We start from the raw sequence: 14,564 nt of genomic DNA on the forward strand, positions 1-14,564 counted from the left end.
CGTGACCAGTAGCCCTCCCGGTGCCAGCGAGACCGACCTCGGGCGTAAACGCCGTGCCCGCAAGATCGGCCGGGTGCTTGCCGAGACGCACCCCGACGCGCATTGTGAGCTGGACCACTCCAATGCTCTGGAGCTGGCCGTCGCCACGATCCTGTCCGCGCAGTGCACGGACAAGAAGGTCAACGAGGTCACCCCGAAGCTCTTCGCCCGCTACCCGAGCGCTGCCGCGTACGCCGCCGCCGACCGGGGCGAGATGGAGGAGCTGATCCGGCCCACCGGCTTCTACCGCAACAAGACCGACTCGCTGCTCAAGCTCGGTCAGGCCCTCCTCGACAGGTACGACGGTAAGGTCCCGGGCCGGCTCGTCGACCTGGTGACGCTTCCCGGCATCGGCCGCAAGACCGCGAACGTGATCCTCGGCAACGCCTTCGACGTCCCGGGCATCACCGTCGACACGCACTTCCAGCGGCTGGTCCACCGCTGGCGGCTGACCGCCGAGACCGACCCAGTCAAGATCGAGCACGCGATCGGCGCGCTGTACGACAAGCGCGACTGGACCATGCTCTCGCACCGGATCATCTTCCACGGGCGACGGGTCTGCCACGCCCGAAAGCCGGCCTGCGGCGCGTGCACCCTCGCGAAGCTCTGCCCCTCCTACGGCAGCGGCCCAACCGAGCCGGCCGCTGCCGCGAAGCTGCTCAAGGGCCCCCGGGCGCGCGACCTCGCGGTTGCCGCCGGGGTCGATCCGGATCTGGTGCCCGCGCAGGCGGTCGCTGCGGAGGTGCCGTGAACCGCCGCCTCACGCTTGCCGTCCTGCCGCTGCTGCTGCTGGCCGCCGCCGGCTGCACCACCGGTCCGGCCGACGACGCACCGGCCCCCCGACCGGCCGCCGCCGAGCGCCCGTCGCCGTTCCGCGACTGCGCCACGCTGACCACGCCGCCGACGGCAACGTCCGCGTCGCCCGGCGGCACGCCCACGTCCATTCCGTCCGGCTCCGGCACGGCAACGCCCGCGTCGTCCGGCTCCGGCACGTCGTCCTCCGGCACGTCCGGCCCGACGGCCGGCGCTGCTGGCGGGCAGGCGCTGCCGGAGCTGTCGCTCTCGTGCTTCACCGGCGGTGCCCCCGTCGAGTTGCGGGCGGTGGCGGGGCCGGCGGTCATCAACGTGTGGGCTTCCTGGTGCCCGCCGTGCCGCAAGGAGTTGCCCGCCTTCCAGCGCCTCAGCGAGCGGGCCGCCGGTCAGCTCCAGGTCGTCGGGGTCAACAGCCGGGACAGCCGCAGCGGCGCCCAGGCCATGGGTGAGGACTTCGGCATCCGGTTCCCGATGCTCGTCGACCAGGGTGAGGCGCTGCAACGCGAGCTGAGGCGCAGTTTCTTTCCCATGACCCTCTTCGTCGACGCCAACGGCCGGGTCCGGCACATCGAAGCCAGCGGCGCTCTCGACGACGCCACGCTCGCCAAGCTGGTCCGCCAGCACCTCGGCCTGGCGGTGCCGGCGTGACCGGTCGGCCACCCGAGTGGATCGAGCCGCTGCTGACCCGGCTGGGCACCGCCCGCGCCGAGGACTTCACCCGGCTGACCACCCCGGCCGAGGGCGGCCGGGAGAGCGCGGTGCTGGTGCTGCTCGGCGAGCAGCCCGGTCTGGGCCCGGACGTGCTGGTCCTGCAACGTGCCGCCACCCTGCGCAACCACGCCGGCCAGCCGGCCTTTCCCGGTGGCGCGGCCGACCCGGAGGACGTCGACGTCCGCGCCACCGCCCTGCGGGAGGCGAACGAGGAGGTGGGCCTCGACCCGGCGAGCGTGACCGTGCTGGCCGAGCTGCCGAAGCTGTGGATCCCGGTCAGCGACTTCGTGGTCACGCCGGTGCTGGCCTGGTGGCACGACCCGCACCCGGTGCACCCGCGGGAGCCGGCCGAGGTGGCCCACGTCGCCCGCCTGCCGGTGAGCGAGCTTGTCGACCCGGCCAACCGGCTGCGGGTCCGCCACCCCAGCGGCTGGATCGGGCCGGCGTTCTCGGCGCGCGGGATGCTCGTCTGGGGCTTCACCGCCGGGGTGCTCGCCACCCTGCTCGAGATGGGCGGCTGGGCCCGTCCGTGGTCGCGTGACCGGGTGGTGGAGCTGCCGCCGACCGGGGCGACGCCGGCCCCGTCCGCCGGCACGGACGAGGCCGACGAGAACGCCCTACGCTGACCGCACGGTCACCATCCGCAAGCGATGGTCATCCGGCGGGCACACTGCCCGTACGCTTGACCCGTGTCCGTCGTGGATCTCGTCCTGCTGCTGCTCATGCTCGTGTTCGCGATCAGCGGATACCGCCAGGGTTTCGTCATCGGCGTCACGTCGTTGTCCGGCTTCTTCCTGGGTCTGCTGCTGGGGCTCCAGCTCGGGCCGCTGTTCGCCAGACAGTTCGTGGACGCCGGCACCCGCGTGTTGATCTCGCTGGTGGCCATCTTCGGGCTGGCGGTGGTCGGGCAGGCACTCGCCGGTTGGCTCGGCTCGCACCTGCGCAAGACGATCACCAGCGACGTCGGCAAGCGGGTCGACGACGTCGGCGGGGCGTTCGTCTCGCTGTTCGCGGTGCTCCTGCTCGCCTGGCTGGTCGCCGTGCCGCTCGGCTCGTCCTCGGTGCCCTGGCTCGCCGCGTCGGTCCGCAACAGCGCGTTGATCACGGTGGTCAACCAGATCCTGCCGGAGCGGGCCCACCAGTTGTCCACGGCGTTGGAGGACACCGTCGACACCGACGGGTTCCCGGACGTCTTCGGTGACCTCGCGCCCACCCGGGCCCGGCAGGTCGACCCACCGGACCCGGCCCTGGCCGGCTCGCAGGTGGTGGTCAGTGGCCAGCAGTCGGTCGTCAAGGTGCTCGGCTCCGCTCCGAGCTGCTCACGCCGGATCGAGGGCTCCGGCTTCGTGTACGCGGACGACCGGGTGATGACAAACGCGCACGTCGTGGCCGGCACCCGCTCGGTCGCGGTCGAGTTGGGCGGTGAGCGGTACGACGGCAAGGTGGTGGTCTACGACCCGAGTCGGGATCTGGCGGTGCTGCTCGTGCCCGGGCTGCCCGGGCCGTCCCTGCGGTTCGCCGCCGGCAACGCGGGCAGCGGTTCCGACGCGATCGTGCTCGGCTTCCCGCTCGACGGCCCCTACAACGCGCAGTCGGCGCGGGTTCGGGACGTCGACCGGATCAAGGGTCCGGACATCTACTCCGCCAACGAGGTGACCCGGGAGATCTACACGATTCGGGCTCTGGTGCGCAGCGGCAACTCGGGCGGCCCGTTGCTATCCGCCAACGGTCTGGTGCTCGGCGTGATCTTCGCGGCGGCCTCCGACGACCCGAACACGGGCTTCGCGGTGACCGCTGCCGAGGCCCGCCCGGTGGCGTTGGCCGGAGCCGAACGCAACCGGCAGGTCGGCACCGGCGAGTGCACCTGAGCGTCGCCGCAGGGTCAGCTCAGCCGCGCGCCGGCAGGGTGGAACGCCCCACGGTCGGCAGCTTCGCGCGCCCCCACCGCAGCCCGCGGTCGAGCACGGCACGGGCCATGATCGCGACGCAGGTGCCGCCGTTGAGGAAGGACGCGACCACGTCGCTCGGGTGGTGCATGCCCCGGTACATCCGGGTCAGGGCCACCCCCAGCGGCACCATCAGCAGCAGCGTCCACCAGGCGACCTTCGCCCCGGTGCTGCGTGCGCGCAGCGCCATCAGCACGGCGATGCCCACGTAGAGCGCCACCGCCGCCGAGGTGTGCCCGGACGGGAAGCTCGACGTGGGTGGCGAGACGTCCATGTGCTCCACCGCCGGCCGCCGACGGTCGATCGCCATCGTGGTCAGCAGGAAGACCAGCGCCTGGGCGGTCACCGCCGCGCACAGGAACAGCGGTTCCCGCCAGCGCTTCAGCCAGAGCCGTAGCGCCAACGCCACGAGCACGGTGACCACGACGATCATCTGGGTGCTGGCCAGCGTGCTGAACACCAGCGAGACGTTGTTCCACCCGCCGGTGCGGTCGGCGGCCAGCTCCCGGTTCACCGCATCCTCCACGGTGAACGGCCAGGTTTTGGCGAACACCCGGGTGACCAGCACCCCGAGCAGCACCATGAGCCCCAGCAGGAGGGACACCGGCAGCAGCACCCGCCGGACGATCTGGACCACGGTCTCGGACATGGGTCGGCCAGTACCCGGCCGGCCTCGTCGTCACTCCTCAGGCAGCACCCGGATGCTGCTCGACCTCGGGAGCGACGCCGTCCCGGGTCGGCCGGACCGGCCGGAGGCCGCTGTGTGCCCGCCAACTTGTGAACGCGGCGGTGGTGGCCGCTACCACCGCCACCCCGAGCAGCCAGCCGCCCACGACGTCGCTCGTGAAGTGCACGCCGAGCGCCACTCTGCTCAGCCCGGTCACCACGGTGAGCAGCACCACCGCGACCCAGAGCGCGGCCCGCGCCGCCCCCCGCCCGGCGTACGGCAGGAGCACCAGCAGCAGCACCCCGGCGGCCAGGGTGGCGTTCAGCGCGTGCCCGGAGGGGAACGAGTAGCCGGCGGCCCGGGCCACCGGGTCAAGCAGCTCCGGCCGGTCCCGGCCGACAAGCAGCTTGAGCAGCGGACCGACCAGACCGCCGACGACCATGGTGGTGGCCGCCCAGAGGGCCAGCCGGCGGGCTCCCCGGCGCAACAGCCAGACCACCAGGAGCAGGGCGATGGCGCGCAGCGGCATCGGTGCGAACACCTCGGTCCAGACCCGCATCAGCGTGACCCAGGCCGGATGCTCCTGCGCGTAGCCGTGCAGCGCGTCGGTGACCGCCGTGTCCAGCCGGTGCAGCGGCGCCCAGGCACCGAGCACCAGCAGTGTGAGCAGCGCAAACGGCACCAGCACCAGGAACGCCGCCGCCGCGGCCAGGGTGAGCCGTAGGCCCAGCGCGTGGTCCGGGTCGAATCGGCGGTGCCGCCAGGACGGCTGGCCGGCGGGGGCGAGGGTGGGCGGCCGGTGCGTACTCATGGGTCCGTTCTACCCGGCCGGGTGGTCGGTCAGGCCTGCCGGCCGGTCGTGGTCAACGCGGCCGCTGGCGGAGCCGGCGGACCACCAGGGCCGCGCCGCCGAGCAGGGCGACGAGGAGCACGACCGTGGTCCACAGTTGCTCCGGCGCGGACGTGTCCTGGCCGCCGGCTGCCCGAGCCGTCCACCGACTCTGCTGACCGGACGCGGCGAGACCGAGCGGGTCGCTACCGGCACCGGCCACCGGATCGTCGTCGATCGAGCCGGGCGCCGGACCGAAACCGGTCACCCCCGGCGACGTCTGGTCGTCGAGCGGGTTGACCGTCACCGGCGGCACCTGAGCGGTCAACGCGGCCACCGGGTCGACCACGCCGTACCCGAAGCGGTCGTCCCGCCCGGTGGGGCCCAGGTCCCGGGCGGTGGCCAACAGGCGGTTGACCACCTCGCCCGCGGGCATCTGCGGATAACGGGACCGGACCAGCGCGGCGGTCGCGGCCACCAGCGGCGCGGCGAAGCTGGTGCCCTGCACCCGCCAGTACCCGCTTGGTGGCTTGGCCCCGACCAGCCCGCTTGCGGGAGCGGTGAGCACCGTGGCCCGACCGGTGATCGACCCGGACCACAGGTTGTCGCTGCCGCGTTCGAGACCGGCGACGGCGAGCACTCCCGGCTCGCGAGCCGGGTACCAGACCTTGGAGTTGGTGGAGGTGGCCAGGTTGCCGGTGCAGGCGACCACGACCACGTCCCGGACGAACGCGTAGTCCAGGGCGGCGGCCAGGGCCGGGCTGTCGCCGCTGCCGCCGAGCGACAGGTTGATCACGCGGGCGCCGTTGTCGACAGCCCAGCGCACCCCCTGGGCGACGATCAGGGCGTCGTCGTAGCGGTTCTCCTCGTCCAGCACGCGGACCGGCAGGATCCGGGCGTCCGGCGCCAGGCCGACCACGCCCCGCTTGTCGTCCTTGCGCCCGGCGATGAGGCCGGCGACCGTGGTGCCGTGGCCCACCGGGTCCGGGCCCGGAGCGCCGCCGGGGGCCACCAGGTCCTTGCCGGCCAGCACCTGGCCGACGAGGTCGGGGTGGTTGCCGTCCACCCCCGAGTCGACGACCGCGACGGTCACACCCCGGCCGGTCGAGCTTCGCCACGCCGTCTCGGCCTGCAACTCGTCGAGCTGCCACTGCTCGTCGCGGACCTGATCGGTGCGGGCGATGGTGTCGCCGGGGGCGAACGCCATCGGCGCGCCGGCGAGCTGTCCGCCGTACGTGGGCGCGGCGACGGGCACGGCCGCCGCGGTCGGGGCCACGACGGCGAGCGCCGCGGCCACGCCGAGCAGCGCCCGGCCGGTCGCTCGTCGGGCCGCTGACGGACCGCTGTACCGCACCCCAGTCACATCCTCAGCCATTCATCCCGACGGAACCATGACGATCGGAGATTACCGGTTTCCCCACCCGTCACGGGAAGAACCGGCGAGTCAGGTCACTGCGGCGGTAATTGCGCCAACTGAACGAGGCGTACGCCCTCCCGCCGGGTTACCAGCCGACCACGCCCGGGCGGCAGCGGTCCGGGCCGCACAGGCCCGACAAGTGCGCCCTCCTCGGGGCTGCCCGCCATCACCAGGCCGGCGGTGGACAGCTCCCGCAGGCGCTGCACGATTGGCTCGTACTGCGCCCGGCCCGCCCCACCGGACCGGCGGGCCAGGACCAGGTGCAGCCCGATGTCCCGCGCGTGCGGCAGGTGCTCCTCGAGCGCCCGCAACGGGTTCGCCGGCCCCGCCGCCACCAGGTCGTAGTCGTCCACGAGCACGAACAGCTCCGGCCCGGACCACCAGGACCTGTCGCGCAGCTGTTGCGGGGTGACCTCCGGCCCAGGGGCCCGCCGCTCCAGGTAGCCGGCGGCCGACTCGACCAGGTCGGCGGTGTGTGCCGCCGCGGTGCCGTACCCGATCAGGTGTGGCGTCTCGATGGTGCCGAGCAGGCTGCGCCGGTAGTCGACGAGGATCACCCGAGCCTGTTCGGGAGTGAACCGGGTGATGATCGACGTGGCAAGCGCGCGCAGGAACGACGACTTGCCGCACTCCGAGTCCCCGAAGACCACGAAGTGCGGCTCGGTGCCGAAGTCGAGCAGCACCGGGCGCAGGTCCGCCTCAGCGATGCCGATCGGCAGCCGCAGCCCGGTCGTCGATGCGAGGTCCAGGTCGGCGTACGGCAGCACCGGCGGGAGCAGCCGCACCCGGGGCGCCGGAAGACCCGGCCACCCGTCGGCGGCTCGCTTGACCAGATCGGCGGTGTCCCCGTTGGCGGCACCGAGCTGCGGCAGCGCGGTGAGGAAGTGCAGGCCCTCCGCGGTCACCCCACGACCGGAGCGCTCCGGCACGTTCGCGGCCGCCCGCCGGGCCACGAGCGAGTCGGCCGGGTCACCGAGGCGCAGCTCCAGCCGCGAGCCGAACAGGTCCCGGATCGCCGGCCGGAAGTCCAGCCAGCGCAGCGCGGTGGCGACCACGTGCACCCCGTACGACAGACCCCGGGTGGCCAGGTCGGTGACGAGTGGCTCCAGGTCGTCGTACTCACCGCGGATGGTGCTCCACCCGTCGATCACCAGGAACACGTCGCCGTACGGGTCGGCGCCCGGCTGACCGTTCGCCCCCGCCGCCGCCGCCCGCCGCTGCCGGTACGCGGACATCGACTCCACACCCGACTCCGCGAAGCGGCGCTCCCGGTCGACGAGCAGGGTGGTCATCTCGCCGACGGTCCGTCGTACCGCGGTCGGGTCGGCGCGGCCGGTCACCCCGCCCACGTGCGGCAGGTCGCGCAGCGCGGCAAGCCCGCCACCTCCGAAGTCGAGGCAGTAGACCTGCACCTCGGCCGGTGTGTGGGTGAGCGCAAGCGCGCAGATCAGCGTGCGTAGGGCTGTGGACTTGCCGCTCTGCGGCGCCCCGACCACCGCGACGTGCCCGGCGGCACCGTCCAGCGCCAGCCAGAGCAGGTCCCGGCGTTGCTCCAACGGTTTGTCCACGACCGCCATCGGCACTCCGAGTGCGCCGTGCAGCTCCGGGTTGCCCACGGTGAGCCCGCGGGTCGGGTGCACCTCGACCGGCCCGAGCAGCTCGTCCAGCGCCGGCGGTTGACCGAGCGGCGGGAGCCAGACCTGGTGTGCCGGTGGGCCCTGCCCGACCAGCCGGTCCACCAGCAGGTCGAGAAGCGTCCCGCCGCCCTCCTCCTCGGCCACGACGGGCACGACCGGGGCCGCCGGCTCGGGCACCGGCACGACGTGGGTGGTGAAGGTGAGCAGCCGCGCGTCCCCGTCGGCGGCGACGCCGCCTGGCGCGGCCCGGCGCCGGACTGCACCGGAGACGTACGCGGCCTTGAAACGGGCCAGCGGGTCGGTGCCGGCGCGCAGGTAGCCGTGGCCCGGCGAACGGGGCAGCTCGTGCGCGTCCGCCACACCGAGCACCGTCCGGGACTCCAGCGCGGAGAAGGTGCGCAACCCGATCCGGTACGAGAGGTGGGTGTCCAACCCGCGCAGCCGGCCCTCCTCGAGGCGTTGACTGGCGAGCAGCAGGTGCACGCCGAGCGACCGGCCCAGCCGGCCGATCTGCACGAACAGGTCGATGAAGTCCGGCTTGGCGGAGAGGAGTTCGGAGAACTCGTCGCAGATCAGCAGCAACGACGGCAGCGGGGCCAGCGGGCTCCCGGCCGCCCGAGCCCGCTCGTAGTCGCGCACGCTCGCGAAGTTGCCGGCCCGCCGCAGCAACTCCTGGCGACGGACCAGCTCCCCGTTGATCGCGTCCACCATGCGGTCGACGAGCGGCAACGCGTCGGCCAGGTTGGTGATCACGGCCGCGGTGTGGGGCAGCCGGTCGAACGAGGTGAAGGTGGCGCCGCCCTTGAAGTCGACGAGTACGAAGTTGAGCTGCTCCGAGCTGTGCGTGGCGGCCAGCCCCAGCACCAGCGTGCGGAGCAGCTCGGACTTGCCGGAGCCGGTCGCCCCGATGAGCAGGCCGTGCGGGCCCATGCCGTCCTGGGCGGACTCCTTGAGGTCCAGCTCGATGGCGCCGCCGTCCGTGCCCACCCCGATCGGCACCCGCAGTCGGTCCCGAGCCGAGCGCGGCAGCCAGCCCTGTTCTGCGGTGAAGCTCTCCGGGTCGCCGAGACCGAGCAGCTCGGGGAGGCCCAGGTCGGCCTGGAACGGGGCGTCCGGCCCCCGGGCCGTGCCGGCGAGCCGCAACGGCGCCAACCGTCGGGCCACCGCCTCGGCGTCGGCCAGGTCCAGTTGGTCGGCGGTGCCCACCTCGGCGTGCCCGTCGGACGACAACGAGTGCAGCCGCTGGCCGTGCAACTCCAGCAGCAGCGCGTACCGGTCCAGCAGTCGGGGCGGCGGGGTGTCCAGATCCAGCACGGTGACCGCGTCGATGCCGCCGTCGCCGGTCAGGTCGCTGGCGCCGGTCAGGTCGCCGCCGTCGAGCACCACCACCACGTGCGGACCGTCGGTGGCCGGGCCGGAGGGGCTGAATCGGGACCGGGTGGCCAGCACGTCGGCCAGCAGCGACTCCAACTCGGCCGCGGAGCTGGTGACCAGCCGTACCGGACCGAGCGCGTCGGTGCGGCCGGGGTGGTGGGCGTGCGGGAGCCACTTCACCCACTCCCAGCAGGCGCGGCGTTCCGGCCCGGCGCAGACCGCGACGAGCAGCTCGTCGGGGGCGTGGAACACCGCCAGCTGGGTCAGCACGGCCCGGGTCAGCGCCTGCGCCGCCGGGTCGCCGGTGGGTGGTCCGCCGGTGGTCGCCGTGGTCGACCGGCCGCGGCCGGCGGGACGCACGTGCACCCGGGCGAAGCTGCGCAGCGACAGCGCCACCGGCAGGTCCGGCACCACGGAGTACGCGTCCAGGAAGCGGCGGAGCGCGCCCGCCGTCATCGGCTCCAGTTCCTCAAGCGGTCGGGTCACCGGTGGGACGAGTGGAGTGGCCAGGGTCTGCGGCCCGACAGCGACCCGCACCACGCCGAAATCCGGGTCGGTGGGACGGCGCTCCCAGACCCGGTGGCTGTCCACCGTCGACCAGAGCCGGCCCGGATCCGGGTGCCGGTAGTAGAGCCCGGCTCGTTGCTGGCTCGCGGTCCGCCGGACCCGCCGTCGCAGCGTGGCCAGGTGGCGCAGGTACTCCCTGCGGGCGGCCATCATCTCGGACTTCTTCGGGGTGCCGGAGGCGCTGCCCCAGGACGTCACGAGCATCGCCAACGAGGAGAGCCCGAACATTCCGCCCACCACGTACGAGTAGGCGCCGCCGCCCCGGCCGAACATCATCGCCATCGCCACCGTGCCGCCGAGCATGGGCAGCAGCATGAGCATCTGCTGCCACCGCCCGCCGGTCACCGCGGGGATCTCCGGCGGTGCCTCGACCGACAGCTCACCGGCGGGGATCTCCGGTGCTGGTCGGCGCGGTGGGCGTTTGATGACGACTGTGGACACTCGGCCTCCTGACTGCGCTGGGTGACCCGAGCCTGGCTCATGGTAGGTAAAGTCCTGTCGTCCGCGCAGCCTCCGATCCCCCTCGATATGGAGACAAGTCGATGACTACCGGGCTGGCACGCGTCACGATCAGCGCGCCGCAACGACGGGTGGACGTCGCCCTGCCGGAGCAGGTGCCCCTGGCCGAGCTACTGCCCGACGTGCTCCGGCACGCCGGGGTCGGGCTGGCCGACGACGGCGAGCAGCACGGCGGTTGGGTGCTCCGCCGTACCGACGGGGCGTTGCTGGTGACGGCGCAGGCGCTGCTGCCGCAGGGGGTCCGCGACGGTGAGGTGCTGCACCTCGTGCCGGCCCGGGCGCACTGGCCCGAGTTGGAGTACGACGACGTCATCGAGGCGATCGCCGACGGTGCTCGCCGCCGTGGCGGTGCCTGGTCGCCCACCGCCACCCGGGCGGCCGGTCTGGCCGGTGCCGCCGTACCGCTTGCGGTCGGACTGCTCGCGCTGTTCGCCGGGGGGCCGACCCACCGCGCCGGTTGGCTGACGGCCGCCGTGGTGGCGGTGGTGCTCACCGTGGCCGGCACGGTGGCCTCCCGCGCCAACGGCGACGGCACCGCGGGTGCGACGCTCGGCGGCTACGCGCTGCCCTACGCGTTCACGGCCGGTGCCCTGGCAGTCGGCTCCGGCGACCCGGTCGGGCCGTTCGGGCCGGCGCGCTGGGTGGGCGCTCCCGAACTGCTGGCCGGCTCGGTCGCGCTGCTGCTTGTGGCGTTGATCGGGCTTCTCGGGGTGGCCAGCCGGCTGCGGGTCTTCGTGGCCGGTGTGACGGTCGGCCTGATCGGCGCGGGCGCGGCGCTCGGTGGGCTGCTGATGACCACCGCCGGTACGGCGGCGGTGGTGCTCAGTGCGCTGGTCTTCGCCGTCGGCGTGATCCCGCTGCTGGCCATCCGGCTGGGCAAGCTGCCCCTGCCGCCGGTCACCCTGCCGGCCTCGACTCCGGTGGAGGAGCCGGAGCGGGCCCGGGATCTGCCCGACCGGGGCCGGGTGTACGCGGCGGTGATCCGCACCGAGGAGATGCTCACCGGCATGCTCATCGGCCACGCCCTGCTGGCGGTGGCCACCGCCGTCGTCCTCGTGGTCGCCGGTGGCACAGCCGGTCGGGTGCTGGTGGCGGTCACGTCGGCCGTGCTGCTGCTGCGCTCGCGGCTGTTCGTGGCGCTGCGACACCGGGTGCCGACCGTCCTCGCCGGGCTGGCCGGCTACGCGGTGCTTGGTGCGATCTTGGTCGGCCGGGCCGACGAGGCCGGTCGGTTGGTGCTGGTCCTGGGCGGGGCGGCGCTGGCCCTGGTGGCGGTCGCCGGCGGTACCGGGTACGCCCGCCGGCCGGTCTCGCCGTACCTCGGGAGGGTCGCGGACCTCACCGACACGGCCCTGGTGGTCGCCGTGGTGCCGATCGCCTGCGCGGTGCTCGACCTGTACGACCGGGCCCGAGGGTTGCTCGGTTGAGCGACCCTCGGGCCCGGTGCGTCAGCTGTCGTCAGTGGGTGGATTCGCCGCGCGCCTCGGCGTCCCTGGCCCGCTGGTAGGAGGCGTGGATCTCGGCCTCGGCCTCGGTGCGGCCGACCCAGGTCGCGCCCTCCACCGACTTGCCGGGCTCCAGGTCCTTGTACACCTCGAAGAAGTGCTGGATCTCCAGGCGGTCGAACTCGCCCAGGTGGTGGATGTCGCGCAGGTGCTCCTGGCGGGGGTCCTCGTAGGGCACGCAGAGGACCTTGTCGTCCCCGCCCTTCTCGTCGGTCATCCGGAACATGCCGATGGTGCGGCAGCGGATCAGGCAGCCCGGGAAGGTCGGCTCGGGGACCAGCACGAGGGCGTCCAGCGGGTCGCCGTCCTCGCCCAGCGTGCCCTCGATGAACCCGTAGTCGGCCGGGTACTGGGTGGACGTGAAGAGGGTGCGGTCCAGCCGGATCCGGCCGGTCGCGTGGTCCACCTCGTACTTGTTCCGGTGACCTTTGGGGATCTCAACCGTCACGTCGAAATCCATCTGCACGCTCCCTCGTCTGCCCACGCTGGCTAACGGAACCAATGGCGGCCCCCCGGACAGGTGAATGCCCACCCGCCGACTCCGGCCGCCGCATAGTCTTCGGACCGAAGTAGTGTCACCCAAGCCGATTTTCGCTGGGGGAGGAGGGGGTCGTGGGGAGGGAAGATTCACACTACCGCCCGGACGGGGGCTCCGCGCACGGTACCGGACGATCCGGCTCCGGCAGCGCCAAGGGGCGGGTCCCGGTGCCGGAGGCCCACCTCCCACGGGCTCCCGAGCCACCGAACCCGGCGGCGGAGACGGTGCCCGAGCGGCCCCCGCCGCTGCCCTGGCGCCCACCGGCCGGCCCGGCGTCGCCCACACCGAACACTGGTCACTTCCCGACAACCGGCGGTGAGCGGCCGGTGAGCGGCCCGCCGCGCGGCAGTGCCACGGTCCCGGTCAGCCCCGCGCCGCTCAGCCCGTCGTTCGATCCCGGGTCGGCCGCCCCCGGCCCCGGCGGGGTCCCTCCGTTGGGCCCGCCGATCTCCGCGTTGCCGGCAGGCGCGGAACCCGCACCCGCCGCACCCGCTGCGCCCGGCCGCCGGAGACGGCTGCCGGTGGTGCTGGCGGCCGTGCTCCTGCTGGTGCTCGCCAGCATCGGAGTCGTGGTCACCCGTCCCGGCCCGGTCGCCGGGTGGCTTGGCGACGACGCCGGGTCCGGGCCGAAGGCGGCCGGCGTGACCCCGGATCCCGCCCCGGCGGACGTGCTTGCCGGCCCCGACTCGAACGCTCCGGTGCCCACCCCGGACGGGGTTCGCGCCGTGCTCGACCCACTTGTCGGTGTCGCCACCCTTGGTGACCGGGTGAACGTCTCGGTCGCCGACGTGATCACCGGTCAGACGCTGTTCGCCAAGGGGGCGGACGACGGCACGGTCCCCGCCTCGGTGACCAAGCTGGCGACCGGCGTGACCGTGCTTGCGGCCCGGGGGCCCGGCTACCGGATTCCCACCCGTGCGGTGGCCGGCGCGAAGGCCGGTGAGGTGGTGATCGTCGGTGGCGGCGACCCGACCCTCTCGATCAACAAGAAGGGCTACTACCCGGGTGCGGCGCGCCTCGACGAGCTTGCCGCGCAGGTGCGTACCGCGCTCGGCGGCACACCCCCGACGAGTGTCACCGTCGACGGCTCGCTCTACTCCGGCCCGGTCTACGGCCCTGGCTGGGACGACGACATCCCCACCGGGGGGTCGGGCGGCGCGGTGACCGCGTTGATGACCGACGGCGCGCGTACGGACCCAGGCGTCGAACACGGGTCCGCCCCGCGGTTCGCCGAGCCGGACATCGCCGCCGGCAAGGCGTTCGCCCGGTTGCTCGGGGTGCCGACCGACACCGTGAAGCGGGGCACGGCTCCGGCTCCGGCGGCGGCCGGCGCCAACCCGGCACCGGGCACCGAGCTGGGTGTGGTGCAGTCTCCGCCGCTGATCCGGCTCGTCGACGTCATGATCAGCGAGAGCGACAACCTGGTGGCCGAGGCGCTCGCCCGACAGGTCGCGCTCGCCCGCAACCAGCCCGCCTCGTTCGACGGTGGCGCCGCCGCCATGGACGCCGAGGTGGCCGAGTTGGGCCTTCCCGCCGACGAGATCAGCGTCTCCGACGGCAGCGGTCTGTCCCGCCGTAACCGGATCAGCCCGTCGCTGCTGACCGACCTGGTCCGGTTGGCCGCCAGTCCGGACCACCCGGAGTTGGCCGGCGTCTTCGGTGGTCTGCCGGTGGGCGGTTGGTCCGGGACCCTGAACGAGCGCTACCGCAACGCCGCGGGCACCGCTGCGGGCGCGGGCAGCGTCCGGGCCAAGACCGGCACCCTGACCGGCGTGCACTCCATCGCGGGCCTGGTCACCACCGCCGACGGCCGGCTGTTGGCCTTCGCGGTGCTCACCGACAAGGTGCCGGGTGACCGGGAGACCGCCCAGCCGGCGCTGGACCGGATCGCCGCCGCGCTTGCCGGCTGCGGCTGCGGCTGACCGTCGCCGGGCCGGGTGCCGCGAACGCCATCGGCGTCGATCGAGGGCGCGACCCGGGGCCGGGGTGTCGCGGCGCGGGT

11 protein-coding genes are annotated in these 14,564 nt (G+C 73.7%); 6 read left to right on the forward strand and 5 right to left on the reverse strand.

Translation table 11 applies throughout. The features are described 5' to 3' along the window. The first annotated feature begins 1 nt into the window (after nucleotide 1). The 4 genes from nth to ACWER9_RS03220 all read left to right on the forward strand — a co-directional run bounded on the left by nth (nucleotide 2) and on the right by ACWER9_RS03220 (nucleotide 3,431). On the forward strand, nucleotides 2-790 hold the full coding sequence (nth, locus tag ACWER9_RS03205) for an endonuclease III (RefSeq protein WP_452300227.1): 789 nt from the start codon (nucleotides 2-4) through the stop codon (nucleotides 788-790). Next, nucleotides 787-1,500: a TlpA family protein disulfide reductase gene (locus ACWER9_RS03210; RefSeq protein WP_452300228.1), complete on the forward strand. Its 714-nt coding sequence runs from the start codon at nucleotides 787-789 to the stop codon at nucleotides 1,498-1,500. Before nth ends, ACWER9_RS03210 begins: the two co-directional genes overlap by 4 nt. Further along, on the forward strand, nucleotides 1,497-2,189 hold the full coding sequence (locus tag ACWER9_RS03215) for an NUDIX hydrolase (protein ID WP_452300229.1): 693 nt from the start codon (nucleotides 1,497-1,499) through the stop codon (nucleotides 2,187-2,189). The genes ACWER9_RS03210 and ACWER9_RS03215 overlap by 4 nt, the downstream gene beginning before the upstream one ends. 63 nt (nucleotides 2,190-2,252) lie before the next feature. Continuing rightward, entirely contained in the window at nucleotides 2,253-3,431 is a 1,179-nt protein-coding gene (locus ACWER9_RS03220; RefSeq protein ID WP_452300230.1) for a MarP family serine protease, read from the forward strand. A 19-nt stretch (nucleotides 3,432-3,450) separates the two neighbouring features. Here the strand turns inward: ACWER9_RS03220 and ACWER9_RS03225 are convergent, their stop codons facing one another. From ACWER9_RS03225 to eccCa, 4 genes are all read right to left on the reverse strand, one after another. After that, nucleotides 3,451-4,158, reverse strand: coding sequence for a phosphatase PAP2 family protein (locus ACWER9_RS03225; protein WP_452300231.1), 708 nt, complete (start codon nucleotides 4,156-4,158; stop codon nucleotides 3,451-3,453). Nucleotides 4,159-4,195: 37 nt separating this feature from the next. Continuing rightward, complete coding sequence (locus tag ACWER9_RS03230) at nucleotides 4,196-4,987, reverse strand: phosphatase PAP2 family protein (protein WP_452300232.1); 792 nt, start codon at nucleotides 4,985-4,987, stop codon at nucleotides 4,196-4,198. Nucleotides 4,988-5,039: 52 nt separating this feature from the next. Continuing rightward, the gene (mycP, locus tag ACWER9_RS03235) at nucleotides 5,040-6,380 is read right to left on the reverse strand and encodes a type VII secretion-associated serine protease mycosin (RefSeq protein WP_452300233.1); all 1,341 of its coding nucleotides are present in this window, start codon (nucleotides 6,378-6,380) and stop codon (nucleotides 5,040-5,042) included. A 74-nt stretch (nucleotides 6,381-6,454) separates the two neighbouring features. Continuing rightward, a complete protein-coding gene (gene eccCa, locus ACWER9_RS03240; RefSeq protein WP_452300234.1) occupies nucleotides 6,455-10,441 on the reverse strand; it encodes a type VII secretion protein EccCa in 3,987 nt (1,328 codons plus the stop codon). 101 nt (nucleotides 10,442-10,542) lie between these two features. Here eccCa and eccD point away from each other — a divergent pair, with 101 nt between their 5' ends. Further along, nucleotides 10,543-11,946: a type VII secretion integral membrane protein EccD gene (gene eccD, locus ACWER9_RS03245; protein ID WP_452300235.1), complete on the forward strand. Its 1,404-nt coding sequence runs from the start codon at nucleotides 10,543-10,545 to the stop codon at nucleotides 11,944-11,946. A gap of 31 nt (nucleotides 11,947-11,977) precedes the next feature. Here the strand turns inward: eccD and ACWER9_RS03250 are convergent, their stop codons facing one another. Continuing rightward, the gene (locus ACWER9_RS03250) at nucleotides 11,978-12,484 is read right to left on the reverse strand and encodes an inorganic diphosphatase (RefSeq protein WP_121656698.1); all 507 of its coding nucleotides are present in this window, start codon (nucleotides 12,482-12,484) and stop codon (nucleotides 11,978-11,980) included. Between the two features lie 533 nt (nucleotides 12,485-13,017). Between ACWER9_RS03250 and dacB the strand changes: the two genes are divergently transcribed. Next, nucleotides 13,018-14,484: a D-alanyl-D-alanine carboxypeptidase/D-alanyl-D-alanine endopeptidase gene (dacB, locus tag ACWER9_RS03255; RefSeq protein WP_452300296.1), complete on the forward strand. Its 1,467-nt coding sequence runs from the start codon at nucleotides 13,018-13,020 to the stop codon at nucleotides 14,482-14,484. Nucleotides 14,485-14,564 lie beyond the last annotated feature (80 nt).

Source organism: Micromonospora sp. NPDC003944 (genome assembly GCF_053605225.1).

Excerpts from the sequence above, each read along its gene's own strand:
- eccD (WP_452300235.1), top strand. The coding sequence starts at position 10,543 with ATGACTACCGGGCTGGCACGCGTCACGATCAGCGCGCCGCAACGACGG.
- ACWER9_RS03225 (WP_452300231.1), bottom strand. The coding sequence starts at position 4,158 with ATGTCCGAGACCGTGGTCCAGATCGTCCGGCGGGTGCTGCTGCCGGTG.
- mycP (WP_452300233.1), bottom strand. The coding sequence starts at position 6,380 with ATGGCTGAGGATGTGACTGGGGTGCGGTACAGCGGTCCGTCAGCGGCC.
- ACWER9_RS03230 (WP_452300232.1), bottom strand. The coding sequence starts at position 4,987 with ATGAGTACGCACCGGCCGCCCACCCTCGCCCCCGCCGGCCAGCCGTCC.
- ACWER9_RS03250 (WP_121656698.1), bottom strand. The coding sequence starts at position 12,484 with ATGGATTTCGACGTGACGGTTGAGATCCCCAAAGGTCACCGGAACAAG.